Annotated in this window: 17 protein-coding genes; 2 read left to right on the top strand and 15 right to left on the bottom strand. The window is 58.4% G+C overall.

The genetic code is table 11. The annotated features are described in order from the left end of the window. Nucleotides 1–208: 208 nt before the first annotated feature. The gene (locus GN111_RS05165; RefSeq protein ID WP_155302730.1) at nucleotides 209–775 is read left to right on the top strand and encodes a hypothetical protein; all 567 of its coding nucleotides are present in this window, start codon (nucleotides 209–211) and stop codon (nucleotides 773–775) included. Between the two features lie 209 nt (nucleotides 776–984). Here GN111_RS05165 and GN111_RS05160 read toward each other — a convergent pair whose 3' ends face one another. From GN111_RS05160 to GN111_RS34580, 9 genes are all read right to left on the bottom strand, one after another. Beyond that, nucleotides 985–2619, bottom strand: coding sequence for a PfaD family polyunsaturated fatty acid/polyketide biosynthesis protein (locus tag GN111_RS05160; RefSeq protein ID WP_231715677.1), 1635 nt, complete (start codon nucleotides 2617–2619; stop codon nucleotides 985–987). Nucleotides 2620–2907: 288 nt separating this feature from the next. Continuing rightward, complete coding sequence (locus tag GN111_RS05155; RefSeq protein ID WP_155302729.1) at nucleotides 2908–3693, bottom strand: HD domain-containing protein; 786 nt, start codon at nucleotides 3691–3693, stop codon at nucleotides 2908–2910. Between the two features lie 10 nt (nucleotides 3694–3703). Continuing rightward, a complete protein-coding gene (gene xerD, locus GN111_RS05150) occupies nucleotides 3704–4609 on the bottom strand; it encodes a site-specific tyrosine recombinase XerD (RefSeq protein ID WP_231715676.1) in 906 nt (301 codons plus the stop codon). A gap of 3 nt (nucleotides 4610–4612) precedes the next feature. Further along, nucleotides 4613–5731, bottom strand: coding sequence for a M24 family metallopeptidase (locus tag GN111_RS05145; protein WP_155302728.1), 1119 nt, complete (start codon nucleotides 5729–5731; stop codon nucleotides 4613–4615). Between the two features lie 35 nt (nucleotides 5732–5766). Further along, nucleotides 5767–6090 carry a hypothetical protein gene (locus tag GN111_RS05140; protein ID WP_155302727.1) on the bottom strand — a complete coding sequence of 108 codons (324 nt, stop codon included), beginning with the start codon at nucleotides 6088–6090 and terminating at the stop codon, nucleotides 5767–5769. A 62-nt stretch (nucleotides 6091–6152) separates the two neighbouring features. Then, on the bottom strand, nucleotides 6153–7166 hold the full coding sequence (locus tag GN111_RS05135) for an NAD-dependent epimerase/dehydratase family protein (RefSeq protein ID WP_155302726.1): 1014 nt from the start codon (nucleotides 7164–7166) through the stop codon (nucleotides 6153–6155). A 21-nt stretch (nucleotides 7167–7187) separates the two neighbouring features. Beyond that, on the bottom strand, nucleotides 7188–8867 hold the full coding sequence (locus GN111_RS05130; protein WP_155302725.1) for a fatty acid CoA ligase family protein: 1680 nt from the start codon (nucleotides 8865–8867) through the stop codon (nucleotides 7188–7190). Between the two features lie 92 nt (nucleotides 8868–8959). Continuing rightward, the gene (locus GN111_RS05125) at nucleotides 8960–9871 is read right to left on the bottom strand and encodes an alpha/beta fold hydrolase (RefSeq protein ID WP_155302724.1); all 912 of its coding nucleotides are present in this window, start codon (nucleotides 9869–9871) and stop codon (nucleotides 8960–8962) included. Next, nucleotides 9868–16875, bottom strand: coding sequence for a beta-ketoacyl synthase N-terminal-like domain-containing protein (locus GN111_RS34580; protein WP_155302723.1), 7008 nt, complete (start codon nucleotides 16873–16875; stop codon nucleotides 9868–9870). The genes GN111_RS05125 and GN111_RS34580 overlap by 4 nt, the downstream gene beginning before the upstream one ends. Before the next feature lie 217 nt (nucleotides 16876–17092). On the opposite strand from GN111_RS34580, the gene GN111_RS05115 reads away from it, so the two are divergent. After that, nucleotides 17093–17998 (top strand): universal stress protein, encoded by a 906-nt coding sequence (locus tag GN111_RS05115; RefSeq protein ID WP_155302722.1) that lies wholly within the window; start codon nucleotides 17093–17095, stop codon nucleotides 17996–17998. Nucleotides 17999–18195: 197 nt separating this feature from the next. On the opposite strand, the gene GN111_RS05110 is transcribed toward GN111_RS05115, so the two are convergent. The 6 genes from GN111_RS05110 to GN111_RS05085 all read right to left on the bottom strand — a co-directional run bounded on the left by GN111_RS05110 (nucleotide 18196) and on the right by GN111_RS05085 (nucleotide 23140). After that, nucleotides 18196–18738, bottom strand: a complete 543-nt coding sequence (locus GN111_RS05110) for a 2-oxoacid:acceptor oxidoreductase family protein (protein WP_155302721.1) — start codon at nucleotides 18736–18738, stop codon at nucleotides 18196–18198. Continuing rightward, the gene (locus GN111_RS05105; RefSeq protein ID WP_155302720.1) at nucleotides 18739–19542 is read right to left on the bottom strand and encodes a 2-oxoacid:ferredoxin oxidoreductase subunit beta; all 804 of its coding nucleotides are present in this window, start codon (nucleotides 19540–19542) and stop codon (nucleotides 18739–18741) included. Then, complete coding sequence (locus GN111_RS05100; protein ID WP_155302719.1) at nucleotides 19543–20691, bottom strand: 2-oxoacid:acceptor oxidoreductase subunit alpha; 1149 nt, start codon at nucleotides 20689–20691, stop codon at nucleotides 19543–19545. A gap of 128 nt (nucleotides 20692–20819) precedes the next feature. Beyond that, nucleotides 20820–21029 (bottom strand): 4Fe-4S dicluster domain-containing protein, encoded by a 210-nt coding sequence (locus tag GN111_RS05095; protein ID WP_155302718.1) that lies wholly within the window; start codon nucleotides 21027–21029, stop codon nucleotides 20820–20822. A 43-nt stretch (nucleotides 21030–21072) separates the two neighbouring features. After that, nucleotides 21073–21762 carry a DUF1847 domain-containing protein gene (locus GN111_RS05090; protein WP_155302717.1) on the bottom strand — a complete coding sequence of 230 codons (690 nt, stop codon included), beginning with the start codon at nucleotides 21760–21762 and terminating at the stop codon, nucleotides 21073–21075. An 85-nt stretch (nucleotides 21763–21847) separates the two neighbouring features. Next, nucleotides 21848–23140, bottom strand: a complete 1293-nt coding sequence (locus tag GN111_RS05085) for an MFS transporter (RefSeq protein WP_170302134.1) — start codon at nucleotides 23138–23140, stop codon at nucleotides 21848–21850. Nucleotides 23141–23165: the final 25 nt, after the last annotated feature.

Genomic DNA, 23165 nt, shown 5'->3' with positions numbered 1-23165 from the left:
GAGGTAATATAATTCATTGATCGTTAAAAAACAAGAGTTTGACAAGCTTTAAATTACTTGTTAGGTAGATATAACAACTTATCAGGTTGGCTTTGACGCCTGCAGGAGCTCTCAGTAACGCCCTTGAGTTTGAAGTCGAGCCGCTTGAATATTTTAACAATTTGTAAAAACAGAAGTATTTCCTTTTTCGCCTGTATTTTGGACCCAGATGATTCGCTACTATACCAATCGGGAACTGGCACAAAAACTTGAGGTCAATCTGGCCCGCTGGAAACGGTGGTCCCGGTCATTTCTGCCGCCCGATCCGCTGGGAGGCATGCAATCGGGCTATGCCCGCCAATATCTATTCAAGGATCTGTTCAAAGTTTTTTTCGGAGGATATCTCCTGGCCCATCTCAAGCTGTCGGTGACAGACAGTCGGAAAGTGCTGGACGAAGTGACTTCCTGGCTGGGATCAAACGGTTTTTTCGATTGGGATTTTTCAGGAAAGAACAAAAAAGATTCGGAATCATTTTCAAACGATGTGTGGCTCTATTTCTGTCCGCTTGCATCGCCGGGTAGCGATTCGCAAACTGACTTTCGCTATCTGATCCGCAAAGTCATTGACGTTCAGCCGAGAGGAAGTGTCGGCAATCGCCAGACGGTGGTGACCTACGGGGAGGAATTCATTCCTGAGAAGGATTTCAGCGCATCCAGTGTCCTTCGCCATCCGGACATGCACGGGCTCAACATGTCGGCGCTGTACGACACGGTGGTCGCCAAACTCACTCAATAATGATGGTCTCGTAAAAAGTCGCAGAAGCGTCATGCCGGACTTGATCCGGTATCCAGAACATATTGAAAAGACTGGATAGCGCTAAAGCTTCACTACCTGCACCGGCCTTCTCCGAAATGACGAAAAAATGGAATTGGTTACTTTTTGCGAACCTGGCAATAATGACAGTCTCACAAAAAGCCTTCGTCCATCTTCCCTCATCGGTTCTCTCATGCCATCCGGTCCAACTGCTCTTCGCTCAATGGCTCGACACGAAAATCCCCTTCAGAAAGACATACCCCTTGGTTTCTCAAGTTGTTGAGACGCAGGATAACTGCGGCTCCATATAGCAGGTTTTTGGCCACGGTTACCGTTTTACGGTTTTCCGGTGCCTCCAAAAAGGAGCCCTTAACCCACTCGTTAAAGGCCCCCATGGCCGGACCACACCAGATTTGATAATCGATAGCACGATCGGCGATCCCACTTTTGGCCCAAAGCGAAGCCCGGCCCAGGTAGGAACGAAACACCAGGGCCATTTTGTGCTTGGGGTCTTTGTCGGCCCGTTCCACCTGAGAGGGATCACGCTCCAGGAAAAAGGCGCGGGTATTTTGCCACTCCTGGTCGAAGGAACACTTTAAAAAGGACCCTTCAACCAGTTTGCACTGGTCTTCGGGTACGTCTTCAAATCGGTCGTAGGTCCGGTAGATGTCATAAAGACGCGCCCCCCGCATGGAGAACATGGTTCCGCGTTTGAGTACCTGTACCTTGACTCCCATCTCGAACATGTCTGCCGCCGGCGCCATGATGATGTCCGCCTGTCTGGCCTCGGCCAGCATCTTTTTCACCAAAGGAGAAGTGTCGGCCTCCAAACAGGACTGATTCACCGATCCGGTCAGAATGTAAGCCGCGCCCATGGCAAATGCCGCGGCGGCCGATCGGGGAGTGGCAATACCGCCGGCAAGGCCCACACGCAACGGGAGGCTGTAATTGTACTGGCGAGCCATTTCGTCCCGCAGGGCCAGCATGGTGGGGAAAAGGCACAGGGCCGGCCGGTTGTCGGTATGGCCGCCGGAGTCGGCCTCGGCAGTCAGATCCTGGGCCATGGGGATCCGGCAGGCCAGGGCAGCCTGTTGGGCATTGATGATTCCCTGGTCCTGCAACCGCTGCAGGTGCTTTTCAGGCGGGGGGGCAAAGAATTTTCGGGCCACTTCCTCGCGGGATACCTTGGCAATGATCCGATTGGGGCAGACAACTTCGCCCTGGGCATTTTCATGGATGCCATGGATGCGGTACTGGACCAAGGGGGTGGTCAGGTCCAGGTAGGCAGACGCCGAAACCAGACGAATGCCTTTGGCGAGATATAGATCCACAGTCTGCTGTTCAAGGGTCATGTCGTTGGGGCTGTGGATCAGGTTGAAACCATAGGGCAAATCGCCGAGAGAAGTTGAAAGCCTGTCGATGGCGGCTTCGATCTGCCCGATGGAGAGCCCGCCGGCGCCGAAAAATCCGATCATGCCGGACCGGGCTGCTGCTTCCACCATTTCTGTGGAGGTGATGCCGTTGGCCATGGCGCCGCAGACGTAAGCCAAGCGAAGACCGTGATCCTTTTTAAAACCCGGATCGCCCAAAGATTCCAATGGCAGGGGGGGGGACCATCCCAGAAGAGGGCAGCCGTTTGCTGAGGAAAATTCTCGATTACCAAGAATGGCGCTGCCGTCCCGCGCAACACCCAGGCGGCCGTCCACATCGACGGCATACAAGGGGCGGTCGATCTGCCGCAGCGCTTCAGAAAAAGCCCCTTTTTCGGTGTTCGGCAGATCGCCGGCCGGTAGCCAGGTGCCGATGGTTGTCTTTATTTGGGTCACCTATAAAATACCTTTCTTTACAAATACCGCCCATTTCGTTCGAAGCGCATAGTACGCAGGGAGTCTAACAGGCCACTGATTAACACGGATAAACGCGGACAAGTCCAATTATGAATTTTTAGTTTTAAATTCTTAATTGTTAACCGATTTCTGAATACTAATTTACAATTCATCATTAAAAATTGTTATGTGGCCTGCAGTTGAAAACCAATCAACCAATCGAACCAATCAACGAATTTAACAATCCGATAGCTCACATCGCACATCCCATATCCCAAATATCATATCTCACCCCCGCTTTCCCTTCACCTCCAGTTCTTCCATCACCACAGCCACGGCACGGCGCAGGCTTGGAACATCGGGCAGGGATCCGGCAATTACCGCAAGGTCTCCCCTTTGCCTGGCCAGAAAATAGGTTTCCGGAAAATTGAGGTCAAACACCCAACTGAGCTGCAACAATTTGAAATCGTTCAGGGTTTCCATGTGCGAAAACCTGGCCATACGCCTGTTTACGATGTCTTCGATGATCGACGGTGCCCAGGTCGGTCGGTCGGGCAGATGCTGGACGATGGCTGTTTCCGGTTCATTGTCGTAACGGTAATAATCGGCGAACACCTTCCAGATATCCAGCTTGTCGGCATCGCGAATCAGGCGCAGGAAAATCAGTTCCTCGGGTGGCTTGCCGGACGGCAGCGCCGGGGCGTTATGGAAACGAACCGCATCGACGATCCGTTTTCGTTCGTCGTCGTCAAGGTCTTCCAGCACCCCGGTCTTTTCCATGATTTCGACTCCCAATGCGGCGTGGTTGACAGATTTGCGGTCATTGAAGGTGCCGTATCGTTTGTACTGTTCGAAGCGTCCCAGGTCGTGAAGCAAAGCCACGGCTTCGGCAATGCGCATCTGGTCTTCAGACAGGTCGATGGATGCTGCCAGCATACGGATATTTTTACAGACCCGGGCAGTATGGTCGATTTTCAGTTGATGGGCACTGTCCTTATTGGGTTCGCCGGTTAGGAAGGATCGGGTATAATCGCTAAACCAGGACTGTATATCGGAGAGATGAATGCTTTGCATGTCGAAACGGTTATCCTCGGGGATGGTATTTTTTATGGGCCTCCATCAGTTTGCGCTGGGCCACGTGGGTATAGATCTGGGTAGTGGAGATGTCCACGTGCCCCAGCATGGTCTGCACGGCACGCAGGTCGGCGCCGCCTTCAAGCAGATGGGTGGCAAAAGAGTGGCGCAGGGTGTGGGGGGTCACTTTTTTTTTCAACTTGGCCAGGCGGCTGTATCGGCCGATCAGGTTCCAGAAGCTCTGGCGGGTCATACCGCTTTTCCGGCGGGTGACAAACAGGTGGGGGCTGGAGCCGTTTTTCAGCAGCTGCGGCCGGGAATCTTCAAGATAGGCCCGGATCGCGTCCGTGGCCATGCGACCCACCGGAACCACCCGTTCTTTGCCCCCCTTGCCAAAAACCCGGACAAATCCAGCTTCCAGGTTGATGCCGGTCATTTCCAGACCAATCAGTTCAGATACCCGCAGACCGGCACCGTAGATCAGTTCCAGCATGGCGGCATCCCGCAGGCCCTCGGGCTTGGTCCGGTCCGGCGCGTTGATCAGGGCCTCCACATCGGCAACGGAGAGGACGTCGGGCAGTTGCATGCCGGTTTTGGGCAGGTCGATCTGGCTGGCCGGGTTGGTCTCGATAATTTTTTCGCGGGTCAGAAAGGCAAAAAATCCCCGCAGGCTGATTAAATGACGCGCCCGGGAGCGGGCGCCCAACTCCCGCTTTCGAAGATGGATCAGGTAGCCGAGAATCAACTGGGTGTCGATGTTGGCCACGGCGGTCGTTTCTTTTTTCTCCAGGAACCGACCGAATCGGATCAGGTCGGCGCTGTAGGCATCCACGGTTTTTCGGCTCAGGCCTTTCTCCACCACCAGAAAAGACTGGTAGCGATCCAGGTATCGCAGGTATTCGGACAGCGGGACCAAGGGTCAGTTTCCAATGCAGGGGTTGAAAGGGGCGGGATCGTTGAGTACCCGAACCCCATCTTGAATGACAACCACCTGATTTTCCATGCGAACGCCCCCCCAGTTCGGAAGATAGATGCCTGGTTCGACCGTGACGATCATACCCGCTTCCAGCAGGTCGTCCTTGATCGGGCTCAAACGCGGAGCTTCGTGGACCGCCAGGCCTGTGCCGTGGCCCAGGCCGTGGCCGAATTTGTCTCCAAACCCGTTTTTATCGATGAAGTCGCGGGCGATTTTGTCCACCTCGGTGCCGCTGGCGCCGGCCCGGATGGCGGCGATAGCTCGATCCCTGGCCTCGACGACCGTATCGAAAACGTTTTGGAAGGGATCTTTCGGTTTCCCCACAACCAGGGTCCGGGTGGTATCCGAGCAGTATTCGTTCAGTCGTGCCCCCCAATCGATCAGCAGGGGTTCGCCCTCTACGATTCGTCGATCCGAAGGAATGGCGTGGGGCAGGGCGCTGTTGGGACCCGAGGCTACGATCACGGGAAAGGAGAGTCCCTGGGCACCCAACTCGCGCATGGCTTTTTCCATATCCCAGGCCACCTGTTTTTCGGTCATCCCCGGACGGATCGTTGCCACCACACGGGAAAAGGCCTTTTCGGCCAGGCGAAGGGCGTCGACCGTCGCCTGGATCTCCTCTTCGGACTTGGTTTTGCGCAGGTCCTCCACCAGATTTTCCGTGGGCACCAGTTCTACCGGTGGTGAAACGGTTTGCAGCGCTTTGGCATAGGCGGCATGGTTTTTGTGGGAAAGGCGCACACTTTCAAAACCGAGCCGGCGAATGTCCAGGTTGGCGGCGATGGCGGGCAGTTCCTTTTCGAGGCCTTTTCGATAACAGACCACTTCGAAGTCGGGCGCCTCGGCCCGGGCCTGAAGGTCGAAGCGACTGTCCGTAGCCAGTACCAGTTGACTGGCAGAGACCAACAGCACGCCGGCCGATTCGTCGAACTGGGCGTCTTCACCGGTATATCCGGATAGGTAATAACGGTTTTCCTGAATAGACACCATCAAGGCGTCCAACTCCAGGTCGGCCAGTTTCTCCCTGATTTTGGCGATCCGGCTGCGATGCGTTGCGTTCAAAAGTGCTCCTTGTCAATTGATAAAATACCTGATTATTATTGCTGGTTATTGTCCTTATTCGTCGAAGTCCCCTCGGAGTTGCCACCGGTACCACCCTTCAAGGCCTCTTTGGTCTCCTGGTAGCCCTTGCGCATATTTTCCGGCAGTTCCTGGAACTCCTTTTTGATCGATTTTCCCACTTCAACGCCGGCATCCTTGGCTCCTTTGCCGATTTCGACCCAGTCTTCTTTGACTTCCTGCCAGACGCTGCCCGGACTGGACGGCTGTTTTTCTTCGGGCTCGCTGCCGAACGCGGCCGGCAGGATGCAGGGCGTCCAGGCGATAAAGATGGACAGCAATATGACAGCAAAGGCTTTCATGGTTCGTTCTCCTTTTTCACATGGGCTTTAACGCTCAGTGCACGGTCTTTAATATCACTTTTTTATTCGCATGGTAAACCGGATTCAGTCAGCCAGGTCTTCAGGCGGTGCATGCCTTCGTCGATGGCAACCTCGGCTGTGTAACCCAGATCCCGTTTGGCTGCCGAAATGTCGAACCAGTGGGAGGTGGCAAGCTCACGGGCGACGAAGCGGGTCATTTTGGGCTCGCCTTTAAAACCGAAGGTGCGGTAGATCCACTCCAGCAGGCCGCCGATGAAAAAAGCCGCTCGCGGTGAAATTTTTCGTTTCACCGGAGGTTTTCCACCGGCATCCAGGATGCGGTTGACCATTTCCCACAGCAAAATGGGGTCGTCGTCGCTGATAAAATAGGCCTTGCCCGAAATTTCGGGTTTTCTCTCCAGCGCCTCCATGGCCAGTACATGGGCCCGGGCGGCGTTGTCGATGTAAATGGTATCCACCCGGTTGCCGCCGCCGCCCACCTGCCGCAGGCTTTTGGCCCTGGCGATGATGCGCGGCGCCAGATGGGGGTCTCCCGGCCCCCATATCAGGTGAGGCCGCAGCGCCAGGGTCTTCAGTTTTTCATCGGCGGCCGCCAGCACTTCCTGTTCGGCCATGGCCTTGGTCCGGGGGTAGGGGGCGTGAAAGTCGGCCGGGTAGGGCGCCGTTTCGCTCATCCCTTGCATGTCCGTGCCGTCGAAAACCACACTGGGACTGCTGGTGTAGATCAGCCGTCCCACACCGCAGGCCCGGCAGGCCTCGATGACGTTGCGGGTGCCGGTCACGTTGGGGCGAAAGAATGCCTCGTCGGGACCCCATACACCGGCTTTGGCGGCCACGTGAAAAACAGTGCCCTTGCCGTCAACGGCTTTTTTTACGGCATCTACATCGGTAAGGTCGCCCGAGTGCTGAACGACGCCCATGGCGTCCAGTTCCGGATACGATCCTCGGGAGTAGCTGGCTACCCGATGACCTTTTTCCAACAGCATCCTGACGATGGCCTGGCCGAGGAAGCCGCCGCCGCCTGTGACCAATATGGATTTGGTGGTTTCTTTCATAATGGAATTCAGCTTAAAACCTTAAACCGATTTTACCTTCTTTCCCGCCCAAACGGTCAATTTTTCTCTGAATATCTTGGAATTATGGCGAATATCGACAGGGAAAGCCCGGTGAAACAAGATAGTCTGGATAGATTGGGTGATCGGACTGGTTTGGGCCAATTCCAGAAGCTCCTGCTCAAGGGCCTTTTTTCCGCTGCCTTTGTCGCCGGTTTCCAGTTCGATGCACATCACCGGCCGATGTTTGCCCGGCGTGCCGATGCCGACCAGGGCGCTGCGGAACACCCGGGGATGATTGTTGAAGATGGCCTCGCAGGGGATGGTGAAAAGGGTTGCGGCTTCGGTGACCACCCGATGGCTTTTGCGTCCGCAGAACCAGATGCGGCCTTTTTTGTCCATCCAACCCAGGTCGCCCATGCGGTGCCAGAAGCCGTCGCCATCCTGGATCTTGGCCAGTGCATCGTCCCGGGGGCGCTCAAAATAGCCACGGGTTACCTGTTCACCGCGCACGGCAATCTCACCGGTTTCGCCGTCGGCAACGCATAGATCGTCGGTCCATTGGGCGATGGGCCCGTCGCTGATTCGGATGATGCGGACCTCGATGCCCGCAATGGGGCGTCCCACGCACATGCCGAATCCCTTTTCGCTGAGCTTCCGGGTTTCGCTGAGAATCTCGTCGCTGCCGAAGGAACTTACCGGCATGGCTTCGGTGGCACCGTAGCCGGTGTGGATCAGGGCGCCGTCGGTGAGCATGGCGCTGAACTGCTCGATGTTGGCCGGCGCGGCAGGGGCTCCGGCCGAAATGACCCGCTTTACGGTGGGCAGTTTGATGCCCTTTTCCTTGCCGTAGCGTCCCACGCGGTTCAGCAGGGCCGGCGAGGCGAACATATTGGTGACGCCATGGTCGCCGATGGCCTCGATGATTTTTTCCGGATTGACCCGCGCCGGCTGAGTGGGATCCATGTCCGGGATAATGGCCGTCATACCTAAAGCCGGGTCGAAGAGGGCGAAAAGAGGGAAGGTCGGCAGGTCGATTTCGCCGGGAGTGATGTCGAACTGGGCCTTAATGTTTCGCACCTGGGCGTCGAAGACACCGTGGGTGTAAAAGACGCCTTTGGCCGGTCCGGTGCTGCCGGTGGTAAATAGGATGGCGGCGATTTCGTCGGGGCCGGTGGCCGCCATTGGGTAGGGCTCCCAGTGACGCTGGCGGACACGATTCAGCGTCAAGCCGCCCCAGAACCAGCGGCTGCCCACGGTGATGAAGGTGGTGACCGTCTTGAAATACCGGGGCGCCATGGTGCGCAGGACATGGGCCGGGGGGATGCCGATCAGGGCCTGGGCCCGGCTTTCCGCCAGGCAGTTCAGCATCCGGCCAATGCCCATTCCCGGATCGACCACCACGGGCACGGCCCCCACCTTGAAAAGGGCGAAGACCAGGGCGAAAAAATCCAGGCTGGGCTTGACCATAAGGATCGTGCGCACGCCGCGGCTGACGCCCACATTGTCCAGGCCCTGGGCCAGACAGTCCGATTCGATGTCCAGCTGGCGGAATGTCAGGTGGCTGTATGCGACCCGCCCATGGCGGTCACGGCCGACCGGGCTGACCACCGCCCGCTTGTAGGGTTGGACACGGGCCATGGTGCGCAGGTAGGTGGCGACATTGACGGTGCTTCCATCGGCCTTATCCGGAGTTGTCTGCATCGACCCTTGCTCCCTGAATCCCTGAACTCAATCATTTCTAAGGGGTCGCAGGGGCGAAAGATTTTTCGCTCCTGCGACGGGAATTGACATTTTTATATCGGATGCCGGCCCAGAAAATTGGTTACCCGATCCATGATCGCTTCGGGCACATCTTCCAGCAGGTAGTGGCCGGCATCTTCGAACAGATGGTATTCGGCGGCCGGAAATCGTCGTCGCCATTCGTCGTAATAATCCACGTCAAAGACGAAGTCGTGTTTGCCCCACAAAATCAGCATGGGAACAGAGGAAAGCCTGTCCAGGTTGCGCGAAACATCATCGACGATGTCGAATCCGGGATCGCCGGCCATCATCGGAATGTCCTGGACGAAACGCAGGGTCGCGATCCGGTTGCGGGGGCTGTTGTACGGTGCCAGGAGTCCTTTCCTGGCATCGGCCGAAAGCCGCTTGCGAGGTGCCATGACAGTAGCCCCGCGGGCGAACAGATTTCCATGCAGGACCGCGGGCCGGGCAAATGCGCCCAGGTTGCGCACGATCCATAGCCGCAGGGGGATACCTTTGCCTCCCGGAGGGAAAAAACCGGCTGTATTGGTTACGACGATGCGGGCCACCCGGTCTGCGTTGGCCACGGCCCAGGCCATGGCGATCATGCCGCCCCAGTCGTGAACCATGAGGGTCACCCGCTCCAGGTTCAGATGGTCCATGAGCGCCGAAAAATCGTCCACACGACTGCGCAGGCGAAAGTCGTAGCGGGATTCGTCCGGCTTGTCGGACAATCCGCAGCCCATATGGTCGGGTGCTATGCAGCGATAGGCCGGTGACAGGGCAGCGATTACCCGCCGGAAAAAATAGGACCAGGTTGGATTGCCGTGGACCATGACCACGGCTTCACCGGAGCCCTCGTCGAGATAATGGTATCGCAGCCCGTTGCGATCCAGGAAATGAGATTGAAACGGGTAGCCATCCCGGTAGTCGTTCACATTTATGGGGGTTGCCGCAAGAGTCATGCGTGCCTGCTTTCGGTTGCCGGAACCAGGGCCAGTTCGAAGTTTTCCATTTTGTAGATGGGCAGGCCGTCCACGCTGAGCAGGCCGTCGGCCCTAATCAGCGGTGTGGGACTGTCCGCAACACAGGCGATCCGGGCTTCCACGGCAATCGTTTTGTTGGTCGGTACAATCTGACCGCGATAGGTCCACGTGTGGCGGCTGCCTTCCTGCATGCGAAACCGATGGGTGTCGATCAGCTCGGGCCAGCGTTTCATTGCCGCCGTTTTCATCAATTGGATGAAGGATTCCAGCCCCAGCGATCCCGGGCAGACGGGATCCTGGTAAAAATGGGCCTTGAAAAACCACTCCTCGGGGTCCACCTGCTTGGTGCCCCGGATGTATTTCGCCTCGTCGGTTTCCACATCAAAGTGGGCGGCGATGTCGTCCACCATCAAAAGGGCCTTGCCGGGTAGTTCCAGTCGGTCGACCGAAAGCGACATGACCGCGGACTCGTCCGGGGTGATCGGCGGCTCTATGTTCAGGGATGTCTCTCCCCGGGCCTCCCCGGAAAAAGGAGCCAGGGCTTGAACCATGGGATCGCCGGCACCCATTCCCTTTTGCTGGGCCAGCGCTTCGGCGGAAAAAAAGCCGAAATAGGTGTCGCCGGTATAGACCGGACCGCTTCCGTCATGTACCTCGAAATCGAAATTCTCGATGATCATGTCGGCCGCTTCGCTCACCTTGGTCATGCGGCAGCGCATGGTCATCTGCCCGGTGTCCGGGGTGACCTGACGGTGTAGGACGGCGCTGCCTCCCAGGTTGCGGAATTTCAGGTCCCGCTGGCTGCGCAGGGCCGACCCGGCAAAGGCCGCCAGCCATCCGCAGGGCTGCAGGGCGATTTCCAGCAGGACGCAAAAGGGCATGACCCCACTGCGGTCGGCGGCAAAATACCATTCGTTCGGAGAAAGGTCGTATTGGGCGGTAACCCAGCCGCCGGGCGTCAGTTTCCAGGGTTCCGGTTCCACCGCGACGACCCGGTCCATGAAGCAGTAGGGCGGTCCGGGCAGCCGGGCGATTTTACGCTGTTGGTCGAAAACGCGATATGGCTCTCCAAAGGCATCGGAGGGGTTGCCTGTGGCAAAAGCCAGGATTGCGGCCCGATCGTACAAAGGGGCCGCGGTCTTTTCGTTGAACACCGGAGCAGTGGATTTTTTCCTCCAGACCGCCTCGAGGTCTTCGCGTCCGACGCCGCTCATCTGCATGGACATGTCCTTGAAAAAGACAATGGGCCGTCCGTCGGCGGACATGTGGGCGTCGGCAACCACATAGGGTTCGGGGCCGTACCCGATTTCGCTGATCTGAATTTCGTAGTGCACGTGACAGGTGGCAGGGGTCACCGGCCCCCGGCACTTGAGCCGGGCCCCGTTGCCGATGACCGGTTCATAGCACGCGCCGGGCTTGTCCGTCACCCACCCCATGCGCTGTAGAAAGACCCGCAGGGTGTGGGCGCAGCACTCGTACATCAGGGTGCCGGGCATGACCTTGTCGTCCACGAAATGGCAGGTCAGAAACCAGTCGTCAGGATGGATGTCGGCTTCGGCCCGGATCAGGCCCAGGCCATAACGGCCGCCTGTGGGATCCAGTTCCAGCACACGGTGGATCAGGTGCATGCGCCCGCCGGGCAGGTGCAGGGAATCGGCCAGAGCAATGCCCTCGAAGGCACTGCCGAAGCAGCCGGCCAGATCGCCGCGGCGCAGGGCGTCCACCTGATCGTCGGAATAGGATTCCTTGGCCATGGGGACCGGCGGCTGCCAGTCAGCCGGGCGTTTGCCGGCAACGGGTTTGCGCTCCGACTCGGTGAGGATGATGCCTCCGGAATTGTGCACCTCCGCTTCGGTGAAAAAACCGGCGCAGCCGTCGCGCATGGTAATCAGATGCTGGTCACCGATGAAGCCTTCGAAGCGGAAGAAGAACATCCAGGTGTCCCCCTGACGGACGAAGCGATCGACGGCGATTTCATAGCGGATGGTGTCTCCCGGGCGCGGCAGCCCACGGTGAAAGGTCACCACGGCGTCGAGCAGACGGTAGGCCCGCTCGCCTTTCACCTGGTGATCGATGCCCAGGTAGGAACTGAGGAACAGGTCGGCCTGGCCGGCCTCCACACTGATGCAGACCGGAGCGCGGTCGCCGTCCAGGTACCAGGCGCCGGGCAGCACGTCATGTTCGGTCACTACCTTCCCGGAAGTCATGGAGAGCATTTCGCCCTCGACGGAAAGAATGCGGTCCACCAGCATCAGGGGTTCGTCGGGCAGCCGCACCCGCACCCGATAGGTATCCACCACCTCGAAGGCCGGCCCCAATACCTGTCCTACCTTACCGATGGCGAACTTCATGCACATGTCACGGTCGAAGGCCGGTGCCGGTTTCGCAACCGGAGCGGCAGGAGAGGGTGTTGACGGCGCAACGGAAGCAGCCAGATTGTCTTTTATCGGTTGTGCACCGGAGGCCAGCAGCCGGTTTTGCAGCTCGAAGGTGTCTGCATAGGCCCGGGTCATCTCCCGGGAGATATCGAGAAAGCATTGGTGCGCGTCTGCCGTGGCCTGCATGTTGCGTCGGGCGGTTTCCAGCAGTTGTTCGAGGGAGTTCATAGCCGGCGCTGACGTTTGTGTTTGAGCCTGTCGTGGTTTGATCGTTTCAGGCGATGGTTGCCGCGAGGATGGCTGCTGCCGAAACTGTGGCAGGGTCGGTTCAAGTCGCTGACCGCCAACTGGAACCGATACAACCCGTGATTTTTCGGCCGGAGCAGCAGCGGTAGAGACATCGAAATCATTGTATAGGGCCGACAGGTCCATGGGTACCCGTTGGGTGAACAGACGCGCCAGACAGCGCAGCAGGGCATCGACCTCATTGGTGTTGCCGTGATTGGCGGCCACGGCCAGGTGGGGTTTGTCCGCCAGGATGCGGTCGATCATGCGACTGCACGATGCCCGGGGGCCGGCTTCGATGAAAACACGGCCGCCGTCGGCATAGGCCTGGTTGATCGTCCGGGTGAAGTCGAATCCGTCAACCGCCTGTTTTTCTATTGAATCGGCAACGCTATCCGGGGTGACCGCATAGGATTTGCCCCAACTGCAACTGTATACCTCCAGGCCCTGCAAAGCCGTGGTGGGAAACCGATGCAGCTTCCGGTAGGCCTCGGCCACCGGGCGGGCAGCATCGCAGTGGACGGTGACCACGCCATCCAGGTAGACTGCCTGGCAGCCCAGGGCCATGACAGCCTGTTCCACCGCCGGCGCCAATCCGCCGATGACACACTCTTCGGGAGTGTTGACAATGAGCAGGCGGGCATGCTCGATATCGCTTAAAACTTTTCGAACCTGATCGGACGGCCGGTTGACGACCGCGACCTTCCAGTTTGCCGGCTGGGTTTCAGGGATATTCCAGGCCCGGCGCAGGGATTGGCAGGGTCCGGCCAACTGGGTGGTGAACAGATCGGTGGCCTGCATGCGCGCCAACATGTCCCCGCGGTCCGACCACACGCCGTGGGCGAACAGCGCGGCGGACTCGCCCAGGCTGTAGCCGATGAGAGCGTCGGCAGGAATGGAAAACCGTTTGAGGATGTCGGTCATCAGACTGCCGAAGACCACCTGTCCGAAAATCATGTTCAGCGGGTCCGATTGCAGACGATGGTCGGCATCCCTTTCCCATTGCGGATGCCAGGACTGACGCCAGGGCATCAGATGCCAGGGCCGGAACTGGGTTTTCAGGCGGGCCGTCCGGTGGTCCATGTCGGCGGCCGTGGCGGGAAACCGCAGGGCCAGCTCCCGACCCATCCCCAAATAGTGGTTGCCCGATCCCGGATAGACCCAGACGACTTTGGCATCGGCACCCATGGGGCGGCCGGTATAAAATACCTGTTTGGAAAACGGGTCGGATCCATCGGAATCGATGGCACGCCTGGCTTCCTGGAACAGATCATCTGGATCTTGATCGGGTTGGAAGATCAGCACCATAGTCAGCTTGTGCCCGGATTGCGGCGGCTGCGATGCCATCCAGCGGGCGGCGGCCGACTCGACCGTGATTGGGCCGAGGGCATCCTTTACGTATGTTTCAAGCTGCGTCAGACGCTCGGACAATTCCCGGGGGGTATCGCCGGTAACAACAAAAAGACCGGGAGTGGTTTTCGACGAGAGCGTTTCGATCAGACCCGCAGCCTTGTCGGCAGGCGCTTCATGTTCCTGGAGCAGGACATGGCCGCAACTGCCGTCCATGGTAACGGACGCGCAGCAGGCGGTGCGCGGTCCGTCTTCCCGGTCCCGATACCAGGGTTGACGATCACGCGGAACATGAAACGGCCCCCATGAGCCGGTACCGCCGGTCAGAACGTCACAGCCGGGTAAAGGCGGCAGTTGCCGACGGTAAAGGCTCAATGACGCCTTGGCCAGCGAGATCAGACCGTGGGCAGCGCCCGTGAAACCGCCGATGGGCGTGGAAGCGCCCAGGGCAATGGCCCTGGAAGGATCGTCAGGATTCACGCCACCGAAAAATTCTGTCAGGGCTTCCAGTTCCCTGCGATCCTGTTCCGGAACCCCGGAACCGTGGGTTTCCAAGTAGGAAACAGCATCAGGTCCGATTCGGACGTCGCGGAAAGCCGCCGAAAGGGAACGGGTATAGACGGATGGGGGAAGGTTGCCGGTGACAGGGTCGCCGCCGGAAGCCGTGCCGATGCCGTGGATCACAGCGTAGATGCGGTCGTTATCGGCCCGGGCGCGGTCGAGACGCTTGAGCACCAGAGCCGCGGCACCGTCGCCCGGCAGCGTGCCGTCGGCATCGGCATCGAAAGGGCGTACGCGGTCGGTTTTCGAAAACGGCAGCCAGCGATGGAGTCGAACGAGATTGCGTGCTTCGCCGGCCAGATCCACCGCACCTACCAGCATGGCGTCCACGGCATCCTGGCGCAACAGGTCCACGGCCACCTGCAGGGACTGGATGCCCGATGCCGTGTCCGCCGACACCACGAAACTGGGTCCACCGAAACGGAATTCCCGCGCCATGCGGCTGGCAACGATGCCCCCCAGGGCTCCCATGACCCGGGACGGGGTCAGCGGCGGGCCGCATCCTTCCCGCAATTGTTCGATCCATTGCTTTAAAGAATTGTCGTCCAAGTTTAAGCCATGGTCTGCGTTCCAACGATCTGCGGCACCTTGGAACTGCCAGCGCAGATGAAAGTTGGTGGCTTCGAAATCGAATCCGATCCCCATTACGACGCCCATTCGTTCGCGCGGGGTCTTCAACGAAAGACCGGCATCCTGCAAGGCTCCGGCGCCGACTTTGAGCGCCAGCAACTGCTGGGGAAGGATGTCGCCGATCTCCTTGGGCGGAATCTGGAACTCGCCCACGGTCAGGTCCAATTGCTGCATGTAGGCGCCCGACGGATCGATGCCGTCGATGTGGCCGATTGCTTCGGCGTCGGCACCTTTCCATCGATCACCGGGGCGCCGAGAAATGGCACTGGCGCCCTGAAACAACGCTTTTTCGTATGATTTCAAATGGGTCAACGGTCCGACGGAAACATCCATGCCCACGATGGCCATGGGTTGCGCAGGCGGGACTTCGGCCTTGCTTTCCATGGTGATAATGGGATGCGATTCGACATCGGGTGTCTGCCTGGACGAGGAGGGCCATTCCTGCAACAGGATATGGGCGTTGATGCCGCCGAAACCGAAAGCGCTCACCGCAGTGCGCATGGGTTTGCCGGACTCGCCCGTTTGCCAGGGTTCCGGTTGGATTTGGACCCTGAAGGGGCTGTCCGGAAGTGGACTGTCTGCCGGCGGACGGTCGAAATTGATGGATGGCGGCAGCGTCCGGTGGTGCATGGCCAGCAGGACTTTGATCAGGCCGGCGGCACCGGCCGCAGTCAGCAGATGGCCGATCATGGATTTCACCGAACCGATGGCACAAGAACCGGACTCTCTGGATTCATCCTGCCACAGTTGGATCAGGCTTTCGATTTCCGTGGTGTCGCCGGCCCGCGTGCCGGTGCCGTGGCATTCGATCAGGTCCACGTCCGAAGGCCGCCAACTCGCCATGGCGTAAGCGGCCTGCATGGCGCGGACCTGGCCACGGCTTTCCGGAGCCAGCAGGTTGCCGCGCATGTCGTTGGACAGACCGATGCCGTGGATCACGCCGTGGATGGTATCGCCTTGATGGATAGCATCGGAAAGGCGCTTGAGAACGAGGATGCCGACCCCTTCGCCAACCACCAGGCCGTCCGCCCGGTGGTCGAAAGGAGCGCAACGACCCGAGCGACTCAGGGCCTGCAACTGGCTGAAGCCGGTCTGGGTGTAAAGACATTCCGGCCGGGATACTCCGCCGGTCACGACCATGTCCGCTCGTCCGAAGGCCAACGCGTCGCAGGCCAGCTTGACGGCGTACGTGGACGAGGCACAGGCCGCATCCAGGGTGAAGCAATTGCCGCCGAATCCCATTTCCGCTGCCAGCAGTGCGGCCGGCAGTCCGTCCACCCGGCTGGCCAGGGCCCTGGGTTTGGTGATAACGCTTTTTCTATCCGTTTTAACAGGGAATAGTTTCCGGGAGATGGTTTCGCCCAGTATCGTGCGGGTGAATGCGGAAGCACTGTCCGTGGGCAGGGCGATGGCCGCCAGAATCGTGTCGACCCGCTGCGGAGCGACATCGGCGGTGCTGCAGCCTGCAACTGCTTTTTTGCCGGCCGTCAGGGTCAGTTGGTGAACAGGGTCCAGATGCCGGGTGACTTCGGGATCCAGGTCGAATCCATGTGGATCGAAATGAAAATCCCGGATCAGGCAGGCATTGCGGGAATAGGTGCGATCCGTTACCAAACCGTCGCTGAGCCGATCTTTAGGCGAAGCGATCCAACGATTCTCCGGCACCGGTGCGGACTGGTCGATCCCCTTGACGATATTGGTCCAGAAAGCGTCCAGGTTCAGGGCGCCGGGAAAGATGCCGTCCATCCCGACTACGGCGATGAGAGGGTGTCTATTCATATGCCAAAGCGTTGGCGATGTTCCCAAGTGTAAGGAAGCGATTTCCTAAAATGAACAAATCAGCGGTCAGGGTTCCCGCCGAATTTCAAAACTGAAAACATACCTGTTTCGACGATAGAACGCAAGAATCATTCGAGATTGGATTTGCTTTGACAGCAGCCATGGCTGGGGCTATGGTTAAAGAAAAGAGAAAAACTTAACAGCAGGGAGGTGGACCATGAAAATTCATTTTCAACGGATTCTCTGCGCCACGGATCTTTCCGACTACTCCAATTCAGCCGCAATTCAGGCCATCGGCATGGCCGAAGAGTTCGGTGCCAGGCTGACCATCTGCCATGTGATCGATCTGCCCATGGTCAGTATGCATGGTGCGGCCTTCGTTTACCAGGAGGATCAGATCGAAGAGATGAAAGCCGGTGCCCTGGAACAGATCCAGGCGCTGGTATCAGACCGCGATCTTAAATGGGAGGCGGTGGTGGAAACCGGGCCGGTGTCCCATACTCTCTGTCGTCTGGCGTCGGAGAAGCAGGCCGATTTGGCCATCGTTTCCACCCACGGACGTACGGGTATCAAACGCCTGTTTCTCGGATCGGTCACAGAGCGACTGCTGCGGACCATCGGCTGCCCGCTTCTGGTGGTCACCCCACCCGAGAAGGCCGGGCGCATGGAAAAACAGTTCAAAGGGTTCGGATTCAAACAGATTCTGGTGGGCTGCGATTTTTCGGCGGATTCGGGCCGTGCGGTTGAATTCGGGTTCAGTCTGGCCCAGGAATTTGAAGCCGTCATTCATCTGGTCCACGTCATCGAACCGTTTGCATACAGAGATGCCATGCTTCCGGATTCCATAGGGGCAGAGGCGCTTACCGAGGTGACTACCGGCTGCAGACAGCGATTGGAAGCCCTGGTTCCCGAAGGGGCAGAAAACTGGTGCAAGATCGAAATAGGCTGCAAGACCGGCAAGCCATTCCAGTCGTTGATTGCCTATGCGGAGGAACAACAGGTCGACCTCATTGTTCTCGGCGTCCGCGGTCACTCTCTGGTGGAAACCATGCTTTTGGGATCGACCACCGACCGTGTGATTCGCGGGGTGGCCTGCCCGGTGCTGTCCGTTTGTCCACCATAAAAAGGAAAGAGAGCCAAACGTAAACATATATATAATTGGGTGCGTAATATGCTGGTACTACGTTTGGCTCTCAGCGGGAGGAGGAGGTGCCTGGATGGCTTTTCCCGCATTGATTGAAACCCCATCGTTTGTAAGGGCGACCGGCCGGTCGCCCTTGCTAAATCGACGACGACGGTCAGTAAATATTGGCCGGTTCCTCAGCCGCCCCCCCGCCCCAATTCCAGCCCAAGATCCAGGGCCTTCTGGTTCATCTCCAGAAAGCCGGAAGGAATGCGCGTTTCGAGCACCTTCATGATCGACTTGGGTCGCACCAGGTCGGTCAGGCCCACCACCGCGCCCAGCATGCAGATGTTGAACACGATGGGTTTGCCGATCTTCTCCATCACGGTCTCGTACATGGGCAGTTGGTGCTGGCGGGCGTCCACCTTGAGCTGGGGCTGCACATAGCGCGGATCGGTGAGCAAAATCCCGCCGGGGCGGATGATGTCGCAAAACTTGTTGTAGGCCTCCTGGGTCAGGCACACCAGTACGTTGGGCTGAATCACCTTGGGAAAATTGATCGTACTGTCCGAGACGATCACATCCGAGCGCGTGGCTCCGCCGCGGGCCGCCGCACCGTAGGCCTGGGTCTGCACCGCCTCCAGTCCTTCGTGCAATACCGCAGCCTCGGCCAGGACGATCGCGGCCGTGATCACTCCCTGGCCGCCCGATCCCGAAAATACCATTCTACATCGTTCCATCTATTTTCCCCCCATGGCCCGCTCGATGATTTGACTGTACTCGCTGCAGTATTCCGGACGATCTTCCTGAACGAAGATGCCCCGCTCGATCAGATCCGGGTTCTCGGCCTTTTTCTTCGAACCGATGGGCGTGGTGATCTCTTTCATGCGCTTCATCATCTCCACCGCGCTGCCCAGTTTGTTCTTGCGGCCGAAGTAGGTCGGACACTGGCTCATGATCTCCACCACCGAAAAGCCCTCGTGAACGACGGCCTCGCGGATGATGTCCGCCATCTGCGTCACGTGATAGGTGGTGGTGCGGGCCACGAAGGTGGCCCCGGCCGCTTTGGCCATCTCCACCACGTCGAACCCCTGGTCGATGTTGCGGTACGGCGCCGTGGTGGCCATCATGCCCGGGCCGGTCAATGGAGAGTACTGTCCGCCGGTCATCCCGTAGATGCGGTTGTTCATCACGATGGCCGTCATGTCGATGTTGCGCCGGGCCGCGTGGATGAAGTGGTTGCCACCGATGGACAATGCGTCCCCGTCGCCCATGGGCACGATCACGTTCAGCTCCGGCTTGCTCAGCTTCACCCCCGTGGCGAAGGCCAGGGCCCGGCCGTGAATCGTGTGCAGGGTGTGAAAGTCCATGTACCCCGAGATGCGCGACGAGCAGCCGATGCCCGACACCATCACGATCTCGTTGCGGCTCATGCCCAGCTTTTCCACCGCGCGGATCAGCCCGTTGAGCACGATCCCGTGGCCGCAACCCGGACACCACAGGTGCGGAAAAAACCGCTCGCGGATATAATCCTCGACTGCCATCTATACCCCCTTGCCCTTGATCAGGCGCAGTATGTTCTTGATGTCCGTGGGCGTGATGAAGCCCCCGTCGATGCGGTTGGCCAGAAACACCCGATCGGGATGCTTCACCGTACTTTTGACCATCTGGCACACCTGGCCCATGTTCATCTCCACCACCACCGTGGTTGCGGCATCGTTGCAGTACTGCCGGATCACGTCGGCCGGAAAGGGCCACAGGGTCTGCAGTTCCAAAAGCCCGATCTTCTGTCCCCGCCGGCGCAGGCTCTCCACGATGTGCAAAGCGCTTCTGGCCGACGAACCGAAGGAGACCAGCACCGTCTCGGCGTCCTCCAGGTAAAAGGTCTTGTAGTGCGCCATGCGCTCCACGTTGTTTTCGATCTTGTCCACGATGTGGCGCAACAGCCCGTAAACGATCTTGGGATTGTCCGAGGGAAAGCCCCACATGTCGTGCACCAGTCCGGTCACGTTGTAGCGGTGCACGTCCCCGAAATCGCTCATGGGCAGCCGGCCGTCCTCCCGGGGCAGGTAGGGATGGTAGTCCACCCCCCCCTTGACCGCCGTGCGCAGCCGCTCCACCAACGGGATCTCTCCGGGCTCGGGAATCGTAAGCTTTTCGCGCATGTGACCCACCACCTCGTCGAACAAAAGAACCACCGGCGTGCGGAAGGTCTCGGCGATGTTGAAGGCCTCCACGGTCATGGCGAACACGTCCTGGTGGTTGGAGGCCGTCAGGCACACGATGCTGTGGTCCCCGTGGGTGCCCCAGCGCGCCTGCATCACGTCCCCCTGGCTCACGTGGGTGGGCACCCCCGTGGAAGGACCGCCGCGCTGCACGTTGACGATCACGCAGGGGATCTCGGCCATCACCGCGTAGCCCAAGGCTTCCTGCTTGAGGGAAAAGCCCGGTCCCGAGGTCGCCGTGAGCACCTTGTGACCGGTGAGCGACGCCCCGATGATGGCGCACATGCTGGCGATCTCGTCTTCCATCTGGATGAACTTGCCGCCCTTTTGGGGCAGTCTTGCCGACAGATGCTCGGCGATCTCCGTGGACGGGGTGATGGGATAGCCGGCGAAAAAGTCCAGCCCGGCGTACAGCGCCCCTTCCACGCAGGCCTCGTTGCCCTGGATGAATTTGATTTGTTTACCCATTAGGTACCTGCCTAAAGTTGTGTTCTTTTGATTGGATTATCGGCACCGAAAAAAGCTGAGGTCGGATATCGGAGGTCCGAGGACTGAGATCGGAAATCCGACTTTCGTCTTCTGACTTCTGTCCTCTGTCATCCGTCCTCCGTCACCACCTCGATGGCCAGATCCGGACAGCGCAGCTCGCACATCCGGCAGGCGATGCAGTCTTCCAGACGAACCGCCACCGCCTTGTCCTCCTTGTCCAGTTCCAGAACCTTCTTGGGGCAGAATTCTACACAGATGCCGCACCTCTTGCACCAGTCCCGGTTGATCCGGTGCGCTTTTAACTTTGGTTTTGCCATGATTTACCTGTGCTTTCTCTGTTTTTCGAAAAGCGCGAAACGCCTATTTTAGGTTCGGCTTTTTAAGCTTCTGGTAATAGGAGTGAGATGTATAGACCGCCGCAAGGGGATTGTGGCCGGTTACCCGGTCTTTGGCGGCCAGTACGGTGCTGAAAGCCTCGGCCTTTTTGAGAAACAGGGCGTCGTGCCCCACACACAGGCCGAGAACTATGTTTAGATCCGTCTTTTCCCGATTCAATATTTCAGCCTGAAGCAAGGGGTTGCACATGGTTTCATAGCTCCCGATATGCACTTTTTCAGCATCGGTGAGTCCGATCGCCTCCTTGTTGATACCGCCACAATTGCAGGAAACGGAGGCCAGTACAAACCCTTGAGATTCGAATATGTCGGCGACGAGGCCCGCTTCTTTTTGCAGCCCGCCGCAAAAGGCAAGTCCCAGCTTGCAACAGCCGAGCTTTTGGGCAAACTCGACGGTTTCCTGAATTCGGGACTTGGTCGGCTGAAGCACATAGGCACCCGGCTTCCGGTTGGCGTAGCACTCGGCTTCCTGAATCGAGGCCATTCGCGCGAATTCGGAAAACTCCGGATCCTGGTAGCTATCGAGAATTTTCTCTGCCAGTTCCCGATAGTTGACGGTAGGACAAAATGCTGGATGACGACCGCCGGATTCCCTTTTACATATTTTTTCGTTATTGGGGATGCGGCATCTTGCGCAATGGGCTTTGCTCTCCATGATAGCACCTATTGGAAAAAAGGTTTGGCGTTTCTCAGATTTTCATCCCGAGACCAGCGGATCAAGAAGCCGTCGCTGTTTTCGTTCAATCATTCGGTCTGCTCTCCTCCCGGAACAAAGAGATGCATATCAGAAGGAGGATACTGGTTATTAGAAAACAGAACAGGACCGGCGTGTAGGCTTCGGGCGGATAGCCGCCGTTGGTTCTTCCGGTCATGTCCATAATCAGTCCGCTTAAAGGCTGATAAATGGCGGCGCTGATAAACGCGAAGAAATTGACGCTTCCCACGGCCGTGCCGGCAATCTCGAGAGCAAAAAGCTCTTTTGCGGCCGCAAAGGCGACAACGGCGATGCCGTTGCCGAAAATTCCGAAGAGAAAGAAAATCGGGAAAAGCGCTGCGTATGGCAGGCGACCCTTCAATGAAAACACCAGAATCATTAAAAGGACCTCCATCAGCGAAGCGAAGCAGATCACAGATTTTCGCCTGCGGACCATCCGGTCCGAGATGCGCCCCAGCAACGGACCGCCGACGATGGTGCCCAGGGCGATCATGGACAATACGTTTCCGGCCTCGGATTTGGAAAGTTCGCAGACATCCATGAGATAAGGGCCGGCCCACAAACCGCAAAAACCGAAAAGAATTCCGCCGAAGAAAAAAAACCAGCCGGCCAGGGGCCAGAAACGTCCGGTGGATAGAACCAGTCTCAATCCAGCCCACACACTTTGCTGATGCTTGCCGGAAGCATCGCCGGCGCGGGTCGATTGCGAGGGTTCTTCAACGACCAGAAACCATGTGGCCGTCGCCAGCAGAATGGTCAACACACCGATGCCGGTGAAGGTTCCCCGCCATCCGAACAGGGCGGTCATCCATGTCAGGGGCGTGGCGGCGACAAACCAGCCGACGCCGCCCATGGCCAGGAGCAGCCCCGAGACGGCGGCATACTCTCTCGCACTAAACAGACTGGCGCAAACCCGCATGGCCGGGACAAATACCGCTGAAAGTCCCAGGCCGACCAATACCCTGGCGGCCGTCGCCACCTGGAAATTGGGTGCCAGTCCGAACAGAATCGCTCCGACGGCGCCTATGGCCGAAAACAGGGTGATTGTTTTGCGGGCCCCCCATCTGTCGGCGAAGATGCCCACCGGAAGCTGCATCAGGGCGTAGGCATAAAAATAGCTTGAAGAAAGCAACCCCAGGGACGCACCGCTGATGGAAAAGGCCGCAACCAATTCCCGGGTCATGAGCGCCGGGGATACCCGGTGGAAATAAACCAGCAGGTATTGAAGCGACAGGATAACGAAAACGGTCCAGCGATATCCTGGACGCCGTATCTTTTTGGATGAAGCCTGAGAAAAACGCATCCGATTCCTATTCATTTCTACCCTGCAGCGATGGAATGAA

It is taken from the genome of Desulfosarcina widdelii (assembly GCF_009688965.1).
GTDB lineage: Bacteria > Desulfobacterota > Desulfobacteria > Desulfobacterales > Desulfosarcinaceae > Desulfosarcina > Desulfosarcina widdelii.
This window is presented reverse-complemented; position numbering and strand designations above follow the sequence as displayed.